This window comes from Bacillus sp. hwrm1, from assembly GCF_040207805.1.
GTDB lineage: Bacteria > Bacillota > Bacilli > Bacillales > Bacillaceae > Bacillus > Bacillus velezensis.
Genome location: NZ_CP157943.1, coordinates 590,999 through 608,145, shown reverse-complemented (window position 1 = coordinate 608,145; position 17,147 = coordinate 590,999). Strand labels below are relative to the sequence as shown.

General features: G+C 47.0%; 16 protein-coding genes. 2 read left to right on the top strand and 14 right to left on the bottom strand.

Annotated features, from left to right (window positions below):
- Positions 1-9: 9 nt before the first annotated feature.
- Both ABK447_RS03120 and ABK447_RS03115 read right to left on the bottom strand, forming a co-directional pair.
- A complete protein-coding gene (locus ABK447_RS03120) occupies positions 10-1,599 on the bottom strand; it encodes a SulP family inorganic anion transporter (RefSeq protein WP_015240658.1) in 1,590 nt (529 codons plus the stop codon).
- Positions 1,600-1,601: 2 nt separating this feature from the next.
- Complete coding sequence (locus ABK447_RS03115; RefSeq protein ID WP_038464302.1) at positions 1,602-2,183, bottom strand: carbonic anhydrase; 582 nt, start codon at positions 2,181-2,183, stop codon at positions 1,602-1,604.
- 400 nt (positions 2,184-2,583) lie between these two features.
- Between ABK447_RS03115 and ABK447_RS03110 the strand changes: the two genes are divergently transcribed.
- Complete coding sequence (locus tag ABK447_RS03110; protein WP_038464305.1) at positions 2,584-3,549, top strand: D-glycerate dehydrogenase; 966 nt, start codon at positions 2,584-2,586, stop codon at positions 3,547-3,549.
- Between the two features lie 204 nt (positions 3,550-3,753).
- Positions 3,754-4,143, top strand: coding sequence for a ribonuclease (locus ABK447_RS03105; protein WP_223204413.1), 390 nt, complete (start codon positions 3,754-3,756; stop codon positions 4,141-4,143).
- A 61-nt stretch (positions 4,144-4,204) separates the two neighbouring features.
- Here ABK447_RS03105 and ABK447_RS03100 read toward each other — a convergent pair whose 3' ends face one another.
- The 12 genes from ABK447_RS03100 to ABK447_RS03045 form a co-directional block, all read right to left on the bottom strand.
- A complete protein-coding gene (locus tag ABK447_RS03100) occupies positions 4,205-4,951 on the bottom strand; it encodes an arylamine N-acetyltransferase (RefSeq protein WP_007407420.1) in 747 nt (248 codons plus the stop codon).
- Between the two features lie 24 nt (positions 4,952-4,975).
- Positions 4,976-5,233, bottom strand: coding sequence for an HPr family phosphocarrier protein (locus ABK447_RS03095; RefSeq protein ID WP_003151495.1), 258 nt, complete (start codon positions 5,231-5,233; stop codon positions 4,976-4,978).
- Positions 5,234-5,256: 23 nt separating this feature from the next.
- Positions 5,257-6,207 (bottom strand): DNA-binding protein WhiA, encoded by a 951-nt coding sequence (gene whiA / locus ABK447_RS03090; protein ID WP_007407421.1) that lies wholly within the window; start codon positions 6,205-6,207, stop codon positions 5,257-5,259.
- A 26-nt stretch (positions 6,208-6,233) separates the two neighbouring features.
- Positions 6,234-7,187 (bottom strand): YvcK family protein, encoded by a 954-nt coding sequence (gene yvcK / locus ABK447_RS03085; RefSeq protein ID WP_020956396.1) that lies wholly within the window; start codon positions 7,185-7,187, stop codon positions 6,234-6,236.
- Positions 7,184-8,071 (bottom strand): RNase adapter RapZ, encoded by an 888-nt coding sequence (gene rapZ / locus ABK447_RS03080; RefSeq protein WP_012118535.1) that lies wholly within the window; start codon positions 8,069-8,071, stop codon positions 7,184-7,186. Before rapZ ends, yvcK begins: the two co-directional genes overlap by 4 nt.
- 25 nt (positions 8,072-8,096) lie before the next feature.
- Positions 8,097-8,564 (bottom strand): 8-oxo-dGTP diphosphatase, encoded by a 468-nt coding sequence (locus ABK447_RS03075; RefSeq protein ID WP_003151491.1) that lies wholly within the window; start codon positions 8,562-8,564, stop codon positions 8,097-8,099.
- 273 nt (positions 8,565-8,837) lie between these two features.
- The gene (trxB, locus tag ABK447_RS03070; RefSeq protein ID WP_007407423.1) at positions 8,838-9,788 is read right to left on the bottom strand and encodes a thioredoxin-disulfide reductase; all 951 of its coding nucleotides are present in this window, start codon (positions 9,786-9,788) and stop codon (positions 8,838-8,840) included.
- Between the two features lie 206 nt (positions 9,789-9,994).
- A complete protein-coding gene (locus tag ABK447_RS03065) occupies positions 9,995-11,407 on the bottom strand; it encodes an NlpC/P60 family protein (protein WP_007407424.1) in 1,413 nt (470 codons plus the stop codon).
- Positions 11,408-11,804: 397 nt separating this feature from the next.
- Positions 11,805-13,259 (bottom strand): lipopolysaccharide assembly protein LapB, encoded by a 1,455-nt coding sequence (locus ABK447_RS03060; protein WP_007407425.1) that lies wholly within the window; start codon positions 13,257-13,259, stop codon positions 11,805-11,807.
- A 115-nt stretch (positions 13,260-13,374) separates the two neighbouring features.
- The gene (locus ABK447_RS03055; protein WP_007614006.1) at positions 13,375-14,436 is read right to left on the bottom strand and encodes a cell wall metabolism sensor histidine kinase WalK; all 1,062 of its coding nucleotides are present in this window, start codon (positions 14,434-14,436) and stop codon (positions 13,375-13,377) included.
- Positions 14,433-15,110, bottom strand: coding sequence for a response regulator transcription factor (locus ABK447_RS03050; RefSeq protein ID WP_012118540.1), 678 nt, complete (start codon positions 15,108-15,110; stop codon positions 14,433-14,435). The genes ABK447_RS03055 and ABK447_RS03050 overlap by 4 nt, the downstream gene beginning before the upstream one ends.
- 201 nt (positions 15,111-15,311) lie before the next feature.
- On the bottom strand, positions 15,312-17,081 hold the full coding sequence (locus ABK447_RS03045; RefSeq protein ID WP_007407428.1) for an ABC transporter ATP-binding protein: 1,770 nt from the start codon (positions 17,079-17,081) through the stop codon (positions 15,312-15,314).
- Positions 17,082-17,147 lie beyond the last annotated feature (66 nt).

Genomic DNA, 17,147 nt, shown 5'->3' with positions numbered 1-17,147 from the left:
TATCTGAATTTATCCCGTTATCTCGTCCTGATGCTCAAAGAAATGCTGTTTCCCGATTTTATGAAACAGCCCCGTCTTCCGGATGAGCTCTCTCGGCTGTGATTGCAATCCGACGATCATCAATCTCCCGTTATGCCGTTTGATCCGGTTCATCACATTCCCCAGCACCGCTTCTGCGGAGGTATCCATGTAATGTACATTATTCATCAGCAGAATAAGCGTCTTCGGCTTTTCCTGAAGCCTCTCCAGCAGCGATGTTTCCAGTGAATCAATTGAACCGAAAAACAGCGGCCCTTCAATGGAATATGTGCTGACGGACGAATCATTTTTAACCGATTTGACAGCGGCATGCGGTGTTTTGATACGTGTTGATTCGCTCATTTTTCTGATAAAGAAAACAAAAGCGAGCACGAGACCGGCAGAAACGCCGATGATTAAATCAAACAGAACCGTCAGCAAAAAGGTTGCCGCCAGTACGAATGAATCAGTGTTTTTCAGCCGCATCATATTGGCGACTTCCCTCCGCTCACTCATGTTCCAAGCCACAACCATCAATACCGGCGCCATGCTTGCCAGCGGTACGTGAACGGCAAGCGGGGCGAAGACGAGCAGGACGAGGAGGACGGTGACTCCGTGGACAACACCGGAAATCGGAGAAACTGCGCCGTTTTTAATATTTGTTGCGGTCCGCGCAATCGCTCCCGTTGCCGGTATACCGCCGAAAAGCGGCGCTGCCATATTGGCGATGCCCTGCCCGACAAGCTCCCTATTGCTGTCATGCCTTGATCCTTTCATATTGTCCGCGACCATCGCCGATAATATGGACTCAAGTCCGCCGAGAAGCGCAATGATCAGAGCCGACGGAAACATCATGATCATGTTATCGATTGAGAAATCAGGAAGCTGGAAAGCCGGAAGCTGCCGCGGGATTTCCCCGTAAGCAGAACCGATTGTCGCCATTTTGTCAGGAAAAAACACGACCGCCGCGGCTGTAGAGACAAGCAGCGCCACAAGCGCGCCCGGAATCTTCGGCATCAGCCTGGCTGATAACAGCAAAATGGCCAAAGCAATTCCCGCGATGAGGATGCTGTATAAATTAAGGGTTCCGATCTTCTTGCCTATTTCCGCAATGTTGAGGATAAAGCTTTCATGCTTTTGGATATCGCGCAGACCGAGAAAATGGGCAATCTGCTCCGAGAAAATCAGCACCGCGATTCCGGCCGTAAATCCGACGATCACCGGCTTCGGCACGAATTTCATAATCTTTCCGAGCTTAAATACGCCAAACAGGACGAGCATGACGCCTGCCATAAAACCGGCTACGAGTAAATTCTCAAAACCATACTGCATCACAATGGCAAACAAAATGGGAACAAACGCCCCCGTAGGCCCGCCGATCTGATATTTAGAGCCGCCCAACAGCGAAATCAGAATTCCGGCCACAATAACGGTGTAAAGCCCGTATTCCGGACCGACCCCCGAGGCGATGGCAAAGGCCATTCCCAGTGGAATCGCTACAATTCCGACCACAATTCCCGCGACTAGGTCTTTCTGAAATTTCTGCAAATTGTATCCCTGATATCTGCCGGTAAATTGCATCGTCAGCTGCATCCTCCTTTGACTGTTTCATAACCGTCAACGACAACATCCAGCATCCCCGTCCCCGGATCAATCACCAGCCCGTGCACCGGCACCTCTTCAGGCAAGAGCGGATGATGCCTGACCATATTCACGCTGTGGGCCACGCTTTCTTCGACGCTGTGAAAACCGGTCAGCCATGTTTCCAAATCGACTCCCGCATGCTGCAGAAGGCTGAGACATTTGTCCTCAACGCCGCGCTCTTTTGCTTTATTTAATATGGAAGCCGCATTTAATCCCGACATTCCGCACTCGCGGTGACCTATGATGCAGACTTCCTCTGCCTGCAGTTCATAAACGGCAACCAAAATGCTCCGCATGACACTTCCAAATGGGTGAGAAACAATGGCTCCCGCGTTTTTTATGATTTTGGCATCGCCGTTTCTGAGTCCCATCGCCTGCGGCAGAAGCTCCGTCAGCCTTGTATCCATACAGGATACGATGACAAGCTTTTTTTTCGGGAATTTTGTCGTTTGGTAAGGTTCATATTTCCTTTCTTGGACAAACTGCTGGTTGTGCTCCAAAATGCTTGATAAAGAAACCATTTTTCTATTCATCTCCCATCCGATTGTATTGCAAGCCTTCTTACCCAGCTTACAGTAAGGAATTATAGCACAGAAAAAGGCCTCAAAAGCGCTTTCAAAAAAAGACACGATAATTTGACTGTAAATTCAGATTATGTTCATTTATATCTTTCAAAAATAATAAAATTTATCTTTACACCAACCTATAAAGCTTTTGAAAACAGCGGTTCCGCTCATTTTGCCTTCAGAAATATAGGCGGATTCTGTTATTGTTTGGAGAAACCAAGCATGTACATTTCTTTTTCTTTCATTTTAAGTTCAAAAGAACCAGAAATTTATCGTGATGCGTTTGAATATTTCTCACGTTACCGCTTCTCTTATATAATAAAATAGAGAAGAAAGACAAAGGAGGAGAAGCCCGTTGAAACCCTATGTATTCATCGCGAAATCGATACCGCCGGAAGTCGAACAAATGATAGGCGAGCATTGCCGGTATGACATCTGGAAAGAAGATACCATTCCAAAAGAAGAACTGTACGAAAAAATGAAAGATGCTGAAGGGCTGCTGACATCCGGAACGGCGATTGACAGTGATTTACTGGATCACGCGCCGAAGCTGAAGGTCGTCAGCAATAATTCTGTCGGCTATGATAATTTTAATATTGAAGAAATGAAAAGACGCGGGGTTGTCGGCACGCATACGCCGTACACCTTAGATGACACTGTCGCTGATCTGGCTTTTTCATTAATCCTGTCTTCCGCCAGACGGGTTGCCGAATTGGATCGATTCGTCCGCGCCGGCAAATGGGGAACCGTTGAGGAAGAATCTCTTTTCGGTATGGATGTCCACCATCAGACATTAGGAATTATCGGCATGGGCAGAATCGGTGAACAAGCTGCCAAACGGGCAAAATTCGGCTTCGATATGGACGTGCTGTATTATAATCGCAGCAGAAAACCGGATGCTGAGAAGGAACTCGGGGTTACATATGCCGACTTAGATACACTGCTGAAAACATCAGACTTTGTGCTGTTAATTACGCCGCTTACTGACGAAACGTATCATATGATGGGAGAGCGGGAATTTAAATTGATGAAAGATACGGCATGTTTCGTCAATATTTCCCGGGGAAAGACGGTTGATGAGAAAGCGCTCATCCGCGCATTGCAGGAGGGCTGGATAAAAGGCGCCGGTTTAGATGTGTTTGAAAAAGAGCCGATCGCCGAAGACAATCCGCTCCTGCAGCTGGAAAACGTCACATTGCTTCCGCATATCGGGTCAGCAACGGCAAAAATCCGTTTGAATATGTTCAAGCAAGCCGCACAAAACATGATTGACGCCGTATACGGAAAAACGCCGAAAAACCTCACGAAGGAATTTCAATGAGATGAAAAATCCCGGCCGTTTCAGCCGGGGTTTATTTTTTGCTAGATCAAAAGAACTATTTTTAAATTCTTTCTATTCCTTTCTCTCGATGCTGATACAATGAAAAGGAATCAGCTTCACATGATAAAAATGGGAGGTATTGCTTTGAAAAAACGATTATCGTGGATTTCCGTTTGTTTGCTGGTGCTGTTCTCCGCGGCGGGGATGCTGTTTTCAACGGCTGCCAAGACGGATACATCTTCTCACAAGGCGCACACTGAAGCACAGGTTATCAACACGTTTGACGGGGTTGCGGATTATCTTCAGACCTATCATAAGCTTCCTGATAATTACATTACAAAATCAGAAGCACAGGCCCTCGGCTGGGTTGCATCAAAGGGGAATCTTGCAGACGTCGCTCCGGGGAAAAGCATCGGCGGAGACATCTTCTCAAACAGGGAAGGCAAACTCCCTGCCAAAAGCGGACGGACGTGGCGTGAAGCGGATATTAACTATACATCAGGCTTCAGAAATTCAGACCGGATTCTTTACTCAAGCGACTGGCTGATTTATAAGACGACAGATCATTATAAAACCTTTACAAAAATGAGATAAACACATACAAAAAACGGCTTCCCTGCGGAGGCCGTTTTTTTTTGCAGAGAACCTGCGAGCTTCATATAAAATGAGCAGTAAATTTTTCTTCAAACTCTGACCGGTCTATTCTGCTGTTTTCCGCCGTGCCATCGTGTTTTTTTATTGTTATATTGCGTTCAGACAGAACCATGTGCCCTTCCGGTGTCCGCTTAGAAGCAAGCAGGCGTTTGTTGAAAGGAGAGCGTTCATGTTCAAAGATTGTTTGTTTCATAGACTTGAGGTCCTTTTCATCGATTTCTTCAAGCGAAAATGCGTAACCTGTCTGCCAGCCGTCCCCTTTGTTCATTTCAAGCAGGTATGTTCCGAATTCCGTCTCTTCTATCCTCACGCGGAACGCTCCGGCCGCTGATACCGTCTCGTCTCCCGACATCGGCACAGGCTGCATGGCGAGATTGAGGCCGAAGCCTGCATCAGCGATGTACTCATTCCCCCCGGCGGAAAGAAGTACGGCCGCATGTGTGCCGGGCAGCGCCCAGCCGTTTTTCCAGACCGTTCCGCGGATCAATTTGACATCAAATCCGGCATCTTTCAGGATGAAATAAAGCAGTCCGTTCAAGTCATAACAAAGGCCGCCATGAGGTTCCTTCACCATGTGCCGCCACAGTCCTTCTTTCGTGACGTCATATTCTTTTTTGGACAAAACCGCGCGATTTTCAAACGGAAACCGATATGCGAGCGCCTTTAAAAACTCCGGCAGGTTGCTGAAATCGAGGGAATCCTTTTCCCAGCCTATCGTTTGATAACAATCTTTCAGAAACTCATTCATCGTTCCGTCCCCCTTACAAAGTGTTTACACTTCTTCCTGCACATAAGCGGACAACTTTTCCAGCGCTTCCTTTTCATCGTCGCCTTCAGCGATCAGAGTGACTTCCGTCCCCGTGCTGACCGCCAGACTCATTAATCCCATAATGCTTTTGGCATTCACTTTCTTGCCGTTTTTCTCAAGAAACACATCTGATGCAAAACGATTTGCCTCCTGTACAAACAATGCAGCGGGACGCGCCTGCAATCCCGTCTTTAAACGCACTTCCACTTTCCCCTGAACCATAAGATCTCCCCTTTTCTGTACGGTTATTTCAAAGTGATGCTTTGTCCTGTACGCAGCTGTTCTGCGATTTCATCGAGCTTTCTCAGCCTGTGATTGATGCCGGATTTGCTGATTTTCCCGCTTGCAACCATTTCCCCCAGTTCTTTCAGCGTGACCTCCTGATAATCAATCCGCAGCTGCGCAATTTCGCGAAGCTTTTCCGGCAGCGCTTCAAGACCGATCCGTTCATCAATGTATTTAATATTTTCCACCTGTCTGAGAGAAGCACCGATGGTTTTGTTTAAGTTTGCTGTTTCACAATTGACGAGGCGGTTCACTGAGTTTCTCATGTCTCTGACAATCCGCACATCTTCAAAACGCAGCAGTGAATTGTGAGCGCCGATGACATTCAGAAATTCAGTGATTTTTTCCGCCTCTTTTAAATACGTAATATAGCCTTTTTTCCGTTCAAGCGTTTTGCTGTTCAGATGAAATTCATTCAGCAGCGCGCATAATGAATCGTTATGTTCCTTATAAAGCGAGAAGATTTCCAAGTGGTACGACGATGTTTCGGGATTATTCACAGATCCCCCCGCCAAAAACGCCCCTCTCATATAAGAACGTTTGCAGCAGCGTTTCGCCACCAGTTCCTCAGAAATATTCCGTTCAAATACAAAGTTCTCTCCGAGGATTTTCAATTCCTCTAAAATCAGCTTTGCATTTTCAGAAAAGCGCACAATATAAACATTGTTTTTTTTCAGCCGCATTTTTTTTCTGACTAACAGTTCGACCGATACATCATATTGTTTCTTCAGCAATGTATAAATACGGCGGGCAATCGCCGCATTTTCGGTTTGAACGTCAAGCACGAGATGGCGGTTTGAAAATGACAGTGAACCGTTCATCCGAATCAGCGCGGACAGCTCCGCCTTGGCGCAGCAGTCCTTCACTTCCAGGTTCGTCAGTTCTTTTTTTGTTTCCGATGCAAATGACATATTAGCCACCTCATTTCAAAAGGCCTCTAGTCCCTTAATAAATCGACAAGAAGAGAAGCCACTTTATGTGTATCGTGACGGATTACGCCATTTTTATACGTGATAATCTGATCCCTGATGACCTCAAGCCCCATGGATTTCAGCTTTTCAACATTGAAGTCGACGGGCCGGGCCAGCTCTTTCGCATATTTGCTTTTGATTTCGTCAGGGATCTCCTCATTGTTGATTAAGATCGTGTCGATAAACGGCTGCTCCATATGATCGTTCAGCGCCTTGACATGGTCGGCCGCACTGTATTGCAGCGTCTCTCCGGGCTGCGTCATGACGTTGCATATATATACTTTTTTGGCCGCAGCCTTGACGACTTCCTCTCCGATTTTCGGTACGAGCAGATTCGGAAGAATGCTTGTGTACAGGCTTCCCGGACCGATAATGATTAAATCGGCCTGACGGATGACGTCAATCGTTTCCGGAAGCGGATCAATTTTTTCAGGCGTAAGAAACACCCGTTTAATCCGCTGGCCGTAAGAAGGGATTGTCGATTCTCCGGAGACGACCTGCCCGTCCTCCATTTCAGCGTGAAGAACGACACTGGTGTTGGCAGCCGGCAGCACTCTGCCGCGGACATTCAGCACCTTGCTCATTTCGGTGACAGCGTGAAAGAAATCACCGGTTATATTTGTCATCGCTGCCAAAATCAAATTGCCGAGCGAATGTCCGGTTAAGTCGCTTCCTTTGTTGAAACGGTGCTGAAACAGATTTTCAACGAGCGGCTCAACATCTGACAAAGCAGCCAGTACGTTACGGATGTCACCCGGCGGCGGAATTTGAAGTTCATCCCGCAGACGGCCTGAACTTCCGCCGTCATCAGCAACTGTCACAATCGCCGTAATATCAACGGGCTTTTGCTTTAACCCCCGAAGCAGCACGGACAGACCCGTTCCGCCGCCGAAGATTGCGATTTTCGGCTTCTTATTCATTTCCGGCTTCTCTTTTCAATGTCCCGGTGAGTGACATGAGTATAGAAATCTTTTTTAAAATAGTCAGCCAAATACTCAGCGAGCGTGACGGAGCGGTGCTGGCCGCCCGTACAGCCGATCGCGATGACAAGCTGGCTTTTACCTTCCCGCTTATAAGACGGAAGCATAAAGCCGAGCAGATCAACAAGCTTTTCAATAAACTTTTGTGTTTCGTTCCACTTCATCACATAGGATGACACTTCCTCATCTTTCCCCGTAAGCGGCCTCATGCTTTCAATGTAGAACGGATTCGGCAGAAACCTTACATCAAACACGAGGTCGGCATCTATCGGAAGCCCGTATTTGAAACCGAATGACATTACGTTCACTGTAAATGTTTCACCTTGGTTCGTGGCGAAATGCGCCACGATTTTTTCACGCAGATCACGCGGTTTCATATCCGATGTGTCATAGATCAGCTGAGAGCGCCCTTTCAATTCTTCAAGCAGCTGGCGTTCCAGCGCGATTCCTTCGAGAGGAAGCCCGGTAGCGGCCAGCGGGTGAGAACGCCTCGTTTCTTTGTATCTCGTCACAAGGATGGAATCCTTAGCGTCTAAAAAGAGAATGCGCGGTGTAATCCACGGATTTTCCGCCATTTCGTCCAGCGCCTCAATCAGCCTGTCAAAAAATTCACGTCCCCGCAGATCCATGACAAGCGCGACCTTGCTCATTTTTGAACTTGATTCTTTCATCAGCTCCAAAAATTTCGGCAGCAAGGAAGGCGGCAGATTGTCGACGCAAAAATAGCCGAGATCCTCAAAGCTTTGAATGGCGACGGTTTTCCCCGCTCCAGACATTCCCGTAATGATGACGAGCTGAATATCATGGTTTTCATTCATACTCATCTTTCTCCCCCCTGCGGTCTTTCTTTTATTTGATAAGCTGCGGATCTAAACGATAGCTGAGCAGCTCGAAGTCCGGCGTATACGTAAAGGTGCCGTGCAAAAGCCCTTGGCCCTTGATCATAAAATCAAGGATATGCCCGTCTCCGGGGGCCATCGGAAGGCTGTGGATATCTTTTACGTCATGCCACTTCAGAACGCCTTCCTCTGATTCAGCGACATTCCGCCCCGTGTACGAGTCGGCGACGAAAGTAAACATCATCCACTCTGACACGATTTGTTCCTGTTCCTTAATAATAAAGGTAAACACGCCTTTTAACTGCGGATTTAGTATATAAATGCCCGTCTCTTCTCTGTACTCTCTGATGACGGAATCTCTGACGGATTCGCCGCTTTCCATCTTCCCGCCGGGCGCGACCCACCAGCCCCGTCTCGGCTTTTGGAGAAGGAGAACCTGATCATCTGTCTGCAGCACACAATTTGTCACTCTTTGCACAAGTACGTCACCTAACCTTCTCAACAAATCATCGTCTCTTCATTATACCGTTTCGGCATGTCTCTCACAATGCAGAGACACCGACATCCTTTTCTTTTATTTGACAGAAAACAGAAAATCGCAAAAAAAGGGCACGGATACTGGAATCCGTGCCAAAGTGTATTCATTAAAAAGGGGGTCAATTACTACATTCATCTTAAGACATCAGTGTTTCACCCGTGTTACAGCGTAATTAAAACACAGTAACGATTCAAAAACTGAACATTACAGTGATTATTTAACGGTTTTGAGCGTTTCCTCAAGCTCTTCCACATAATGCTGAACGCTTTGAGCCGCAATACTTCCGTCGCCTGTCGCCGTTACGATCTGGCGGAGCGTTTTTTCACGGATGTCTCCCGCGGCGAAAATGCCTGGAACTTTTGTCTCCATTTGAGCGTTTGTTTCAATGTAGCCTTCTTCATTTGTGATGCCCAAGTTTTCGAACGGTTTAGAAAGCGGGAGCATACCGATATAAATAAAGACGCCGTCAGCTTTGAATTCTTCCTCTTCTCCCGTCACGGTATCCACAAGAGTAAGTCTGCCGACTTTTCCGTTTTCCTCATGGATTTCTTTTACGGTTTTGTTCCATTTGAAGTCAATTTTCTCATTGTCAAAGGCACGCGCCTGAAGAATGCTTTGCGCCCGCAATTTGTCACGTCTGTGGACGATGGTGACTTTTGAAGCGAAGCGTGTCAGATAGACGCCTTCTTCAACGGCGGAGTCTCCGCCGCCGACAACGACAAGCTCTTTATTTTTAAAGAACGCGCCGTCACAAACCGCGCAGTACGATACGCCGCGGCCGCCCAGTTCTTTTTCGCCGGGAACACCGATCTTTTTGTATTCCGCTCCGGCAGAAATGACGATGGCACGCGCTTTATATTCTTTTGAACCGGCTTTGACCGTTTTATATTCTTTGCCGTCAACGATTTCTTTAATATCGCCGTACGCATATTCCGCACCGAATTTTTTCGCATGTTCAAACATTTTATTAGAAAGTTCAGGGCCGAGAATGCTTTCAAAACCCGGATAGTTTTCAACATCCTCCGTGTTGGCCATCTGGCCGCCCGGAATTCCTCTTTCGATCATTAATGTGGATAAGTTCGCTCGTGATGTGTAAACAGCAGCGGTCATCCCCGCCGGACCCGCGCCGATAATGATCACATCATAAATTTTTTCTTCTGACACCATGATTCACTCCTTTTCGAAATGGGGCGCACCCTATATGACTAAGAATCCCCATCAATCGTATTCCTTACCCATATCCTATTAAATCTAAAGGCAATTCGCTATTTTTTTGCTCATTTTTCTGAAAAACCGTGATTAGGCAGCTCCTGAGCGGGTATACAAATAAAGAAAGAGCCCTCCGGGATAGAAGGCCCTTGTCTTATTCATTATTGCACGACACGTCTTACATTGCCGTTGAATGCTTTCTTCCAGTAAGGGTTGCTCATAGAATCAATGGATACACCGTGTGATGTATTATCGTTCAGGAACGTTCCGTTACCTAAGTAGATGCCGACGTGGCCGTTTGTTTTATACGTGTTGAAGAATACTAAGTCTCCGCGTTTCATGTCAGACGCGCTTACTGCCTTACCTCTTCCGATTAATGTATCTGTGTTTGTGCCGCTTGCAGGTCCGAGATTAACGCCTGCGTTAGCATAAGCCCAGCGTACGAATGAAGAGCAGTCAAAAATACGGTTGTTAATATCAGATTGAGTGCGTCCGCCGCCGAATTTGTACGGGGATTGACCCACAAGGCTTGATCCTACGCTGATCGCGCCTTCAATACCGCCTGAATTTGAAATAACAGATCCGCCGTCAGAATCATCTGAACCGCCGCTGTTATGAGATGATCCGCCTGAAGTGCTCTTCGGTTTGCTTGAGCTGTCAGATGAATCAGATGATGTTGAAACAGCCGCTTTTTTCACAGTTTTAACCGCCGGTGCCGGCTGGCTGTCATCTTTTTGGTTTTGGTCTTCAGAAGCTTTTTGCGCTTCTTCCTGTTTTTTGATCAGGGCAGCCGCTGCAGCCTGCTCAGCTTTAATGCGCTTCTGTTCTTTTTCAGTGTCAGCTTTTTCGTTTGCAAGCTTTGATGCTTCTTTTTTCAGATCAGAGATAGCGGAAGCCGCTTTTTTCTGACCGTTTTTCGCTTCGTCGAAAAGCTTGTCTTTCTGATCAAGCTGTTTGTTCAGGTCTTTTTGCATAGACTCGAGTTTCGCAAGATCATCTTGAACTTTTTTCAGCTTCACGTTAAGTTCAGCTTCTGCGTCTTCGAGTTTCGCTTTATCCTGCTCCTGCTGTTTGATCAGCTCTTTATCCGCATCAACGATAGAAGATACCGCAGTCGCACGGGAAATGAAGTCTCCGAAGCTTGTCGCCCCTAAAAGAACATCTATGTATCCTTGAGAACCGCCGTTTTCCTGTAAAGAACGAACGCGTTTTTTCAGGATTTCATTGCGTTTTTCAATACGCGCTTCTGTTTCTTTGATTTCTTTTTTCAAATCAGCGATCTGCTTTTTCGTTTTTTCGTTTTCAGCTTTTTTATCTTCGATTTTATTGCTTGTATCCAACGCTTTAGCGTTAATGTCTTTCAGTTCTTTTTCAATCTTAGCCTGCTTGTCCTGAAGCTTAGACAATTCTCTTTCTTTTGCTTCAAGGCTTGAAGCCACCTCAGATTGCTTGCTTTCAATTTTTGCTTTTTTGCTGTCTAATGTTTCCGCCGATGCAGTTTTTGTAAACGGGATCAAAAAACTGCTTGTCCCGATGACGGAAGCCAAACCAAGTGTTAATAAACTCTTTTTCACTTTTTCTTTCCTCCCTTTTACTTTAAACCTGTTCTCATTTGGAATTCTATTATGAACATCAAAGTTACGCTCCCTCACATACCCGTGAGGCTGATGATTTTTATGTATGAATCTTTAAATCTTTTAAATTGGTATAGATTATACAGCACATGTAAAATAAACTAATCTCTTATGTACGAGACTCATTATACCATCATGTTTCGACAATTTTTATTACAGTTATATTTCAATGTGATTGCAAATCTCATATTTTGCAAAATAAACGGTGATTACAGCCTGATTTCGATTCGAAAAGCAAAAAAATACGTATGAATACTCCTTTTTTCGGCGGTAAAGTTCTGTTTTGCGACTTTCTGATAAAAAAAAGAACCGACTCTTTATATAGAAAGAATCGGTTTTATTCTAATATATCATCTATTTGTCTGATGTATTTCGAAAGTGTTGCCGGGGTTATACCGTAAACGGCGGCCGTTTCTTTTTTCGTCGTTTTTTCGCCGTTTGCTTCTTTCCATACATATGCGATGGCTGCGGCCCACGCCCGCTCATTCTGTACGGCAGCGGCGGCGCGGATGTGCTGAATGACGTGAAAAACCCAGCAGCTCATGACGTCAGTTTTTAAACTGTCGGCTTCCGCTTTCTCCAGAAGCTTGACCGTCCGATACGTGAACAGCGCATCACCGGAGACGCCTGAAGCGCCTTTTTCACCGGAAAGCAGCAGTCTGACGAAATCTTGTTCAAACGGTGAAACGGCGCGTTTTGCCGTCAGAACTTTTTCAAGCTGGTTCCGCTCTCCTTCAGCGCTGCTGATATAATAGGCGGCAAGCCGCTGTTCAAGTGAAGCAGGCAGCGGTTCCTGCCGCTCCGCCCAAGGCGCGGGCCGATCTGATTCGGGAAATTCGGCTTCGGCCTTTTTCCAAATGGTTTCCGCAAATTCTGTGCGGCCTGTCCCGTAGGCTGAGGCGGCAAGCCAGTAATAAAACGTTTCGTCGCCTTCAAACCCGCTTTTGTAAAGAGAACGGAGCCATTTATAACCGAGATCATGTCTGCCGACAAGCGCAAGCGTCGCCCCCAGCTTATAGCGCTGTTCGAATAAAATCGGATACACATTGGCGAGTTTTCCGCTCAATTCTCCGACTTTTTCATCTTCCCTCTCGTAATAGCAGAATACAAGGAGGTTGCACAGGGCATGGAGATTGCCTTCATTTTTCTCAAGCACTTCGAATACCGTTTGTTTCGCTTTTGTGACATTGCCTGAGTAAAAGTAAGCGAGCGCCAGGTTGTTGTATGCAGACCAAAGCTCGGGGTAATCGGCCGTAATCTCTTCAAGCATGACAACCGCTTCATGAAGCTGGCCGCTCTCAAGAAGCGTTTTTGCCCGATCCTGCCTGATCAGCAGTTCATCCTGGTCATAGAGCGATTCGTTTTCACCCGCTTCGCCGAAATCCAATAGCTCCATCAGATTTTCAATTTCTTCGCTGAATTCACCGTCCGGATCGGCATCTGAATAAGCCGCCGCTTCTTTGTATGCTTCCTGAAAGAGCCCCAAATGCGCGAAATTATTCGCTTTAAAGTAATGACACTCGGGCATTTCTTCTTTCAGGTTCACCAAAATAAAGTCGAACAGCTCATTTGACTGCTGGTAGTGGCCCATTTCAGAATAAATGACGGCCAGCCGGGACAGCATTTCGGAATCATTCGGCTCGAGGTGGACGGCCCGCTGAATCAGTTTGCTGGCCCGCTTTAAATTCCGCTCTTTATATGCTTTTAAGCCTTTATGAAAAAAATATTGTCCATCCTGAAGCAGCTGGACAATTTGCGCGTGCTTTTTCTGTTCAGAAGTGTGTTTTCCCACAAATATCCTCCGTTTTATACGTATTACCGTCAGTAGTATACCATAAAACGGTTTCACCTCAATAGTTCAAAAGACAGGATCGACTTCGTTTTTTACTGGCTGGTTCGACCAGATTTTAGCTGTTTTTTTCACGAGGCTCGGCTGGAAGAATGACGCGGAAAAGGGTTCCTTCGCCCCGCTTGCTCTCAACCTCTATCGAACCGCCGTGCAGCTCTGCGATTTTTTGGGCGATGGACAGGCCGAGCCCGCTTCCTCCTTCGTTTCTCGCCTTGTCCGCTTTATAAAACCGTTCAAATACACGCTCCGCCTGTTCAGGCTCCATTCCGATTCCGTCGTCGGCGATTTCGACAGCCGCCGCTCCCGGCAGATCTGCAATTTTAACGGAAATGCGGCCGCCTTCACCGGTAAATTTTACGGCATTGTGAATCAGATTCATCCATACTTGGCTGAGCAGTGCTTCATCTCCGTACACATACGACTCCTGTAAATCAATGAGAAACTCAATCTGTTTGGCGGACCATTCAGGCTCACAGGTCAATATGGTGCGCCGCAGCTGTTTGTCAATGCGGAACGGTTTTTTTTGTATCGGTTCGGTTTGGCGTTCGAGCGCAGTGAGCTTCAGCAGATTTTCACTGATTTTTGATAATCGTTCTGTTTCTGTTTCGATGATGTGTAAGTAGCGCCCCCGCTCCTCATATGATAAATCCGGTTTTTTCAGAAGATGCGCGTAGCCCTTTAATGAAGTGAGCGGGGTTTGGATTTCATGGGAAACGTTCGAAATAAATTCTTGTTTCAGTTTTTCCATTTCACTCAGTTCCGCGGCGAGTGTCGACAGTTCATCAGCCAATTTCGTCACGGGATGGTTCCGCTCAATCTTCTCCATTTTCCGGGAAGCGGCCGCTGTGAAGTTGCCGCTCGACATTTGCTTGATCGTGGCGGTCAGCGAATCCCAGATCGCATGATGCCTTTCACGTGCTGACTTTGAAAAAATAAACATTGTTACGAACAGCAGGCCGAAAACAAGCCAAAGCGTCAGAATCTGCTCGGCGTACGGCACAAGCAAAATCGGCCATATGAGACCGAATCCCTGAACAATCAGGTGAGCCGCCAGCCATAAGAATGCGGTGACGGTGAGAAGGATGATGATTTTTCCAGCCGTTCTGAAGATCCGTTTCATCCTGTCACCACAAACCGATACCCGAGCCCCCGCACCGTATGGATGGCAAACGGATAGTCTTTTTCCGGAAACCGTTCTCTCAGCCTTTTAATATGCACATCAACGGTACGCTCGTCACCTTCATAATCAAAGCCCCAAATATCTTCTATTAATTGTTCTCTTGAAAACGTCTTATTCGGATAACCGGCGAGCTTAAATAAAAGCTCAAATTCCCGCCGGGGCAATGTCAATCCCGCTCCGCCGCCGCGCGTTACAGTGCGGGATTGCTTATCTAATGTGACCGTTCCGATGGTCAGCAGTTTTTCAGCGGTGATCCGGTACCGTTTCAGCAATGCTTTGACCCTTGCTTCCAGCTCAAGCGGCTCAAACGGTTTGACGAGATAATCATCCGCTCCTGAAGTAAAACCTTGCACTTTGTCCAGCGTTTCGCCTTTTGCCGTCAGCATCAAAATCGGAATGTCCGTAAAGCTGCGGACGGCTTCACTGACTTCAAACCCGTCCATTTTCGGCATCATCACATCCAGTATGATGAGATCTATAGGTGCTGATTCGATCAGCCGCACCGCCGCTTCCCCGTCTTCCGCTTCTGCGACGTCAAAACCGCTCTGCTCCATCATAAGGCGGACAAGCTCACGGATATGGCGGTCATCATCCGCAACCAATATGACAGCCATGAAAATCCCTCCTTCTGCTTTTTTCTTTTCATGAATCGACATGATGTCTATAAAACGAATTTTTTCATTGTCTCCTGTACCGGCATACACGCTTATGGCTTGGCTCTTCATCGTTACCGACCGTACACCCGTATGAACAGAACTCCGGCTGCAAAATAAAAAGCAGCTTTTTCAGCTGCTTTTGATTCATAAAGTCTTGCTTTACACAGCTTTGTTTTCTAAGTCGGCATTCAGCTTCAGCTGCTGCTCCGCAAAATCGCGGTACAGCGAATGGGATGCCATTAATTCATGGTGTGTGCCCCGTCCGGTGATTTCACCCTGTTCGACAAAGAGAAGCTGATCTGCATCCACAACCGTGGATAAACGGTGGGCAATCACGATGGTGGTGCGGCCTTCCATTAGAACTTCCAGCGCCTGCTGCACCCATTTTTCAGATTGGCTGTCCAGACTTGATGTCGCTTCATCAAGCATCAGAATGCTCGGGTTGCGAAGGAGCGCTCTGGCAATGGCGATGCGCTGGCGCTGTCCGCCTGACAGCATAATTCCCCGCTCACCGACCTCTGTTTCAAATTTCTTCGGTAAGTCTTCAATAAATTGCAGAGCGTAGGCCATGTCAGCCGCTTGCCTCAGTTCCTCATCGGTCACCTCGCGTTTTAATCCGTAGCAGATATTGTCGCGGATGGTGCCTGACATTAACGGGCTTTCTTGCGACACGTAGCCGATATGCTCCCGCCATGACTCAAGGGAATACGCATCAATCGGTTCATTTCCGAGCAGGATGCTGCCCGCAGTCGGATTGTAGAATCGTTCAAGCAGCTTAAATAACGTTGTTTTTCCGCCGCCGCTCGGTCCGACGATCGCGGTGACTTTGCCGGCTTCAATCGTAGCCGTAATGTCTTTTAAGATGGTTTGATCTGTTTTGTAGCCGAATGAGACTTGTTCAAGCTTAATCGGCTGATCTGCGTTTTCAATGGCTTTTCCGGTTTGGATATCTTCTTCTTTTTCTGCAAGAATATGAATCATCCGTTCCGTTGCACCGACGGATTTTTGAAGCTGTGTGAAAAATGAAGTGATCTGGCCCATCGGCATAATGATCTGAAACAAATACAGGATAAAGGCAACGAGTGCGCCGGCTGTCAATTCACCGGATGACACCTGCATCCCGCCGTACCCGATGACAGCGACCAGCGCCGCCATTAATACAAGTGTAATAAGCGGGCCTACGAGCGACTGCACCTTCGCTTCACGCAGCCCGAGTTTAAAGAGTGCCATGATGCCTGCTTTTCCGCGTCCGTATTCCGCTTCCTCAGCGTTTGACGCTTTTACAAGCCTGATTTCCGGGAGGATGTGGTTTAATAATCCGGTGAATCTCGCCGTTTCATCCTGTGTTTCCCGAGAAATTTTAAACATTTTCCGGCCGATCGGCACTAAAATCACCGCAGCCAGCGGCACGACGATCAGCACGAGCAATGTGAGCTTCCAGTTCATGAAAAATAAGATCGTCAGTGACCCGATAACGGAAATGATTCCGGTAATAAATCCGCTGATATTGTTTGTGATCAGCTCTTTTACCACCATTGTGTCATTGGTGACACGGCTGATCGTTTCTCCCGTGGCGTTTTTGTCAAAATAAGAGACGGGCAGTTTAATTAATTTCTGCCACAACAAATCACGCAGTCCCGAGATGATTTTCTGGCCGCTGTAGTTCAGGGCGTAGGTGGCGTAGGCGCTTAATGCGGCCTGTACGATAAACACGGCTGCGATGATTCCGATTTGCACGCCTGACAGCGACGACATGGAAAAGCCGTCAACGAGCTGCTTTGTCAACAGCGGAATCAGCAGGCTGACAAGCGTTGTCACAATACTGAGAGACAGCGCGAAGGCCAGCATACCGTATGATGGTTTTGTTTTTTTGACTAATGAAAAGAATGAGCTGAATTTCCCTTTAGGTTTTGGTTGTTTATTCGGCATATGTTTTCCTCCTATATCACTGTTTATACTATAACGGATGTGCATGAACGGAATATGAACAAAACG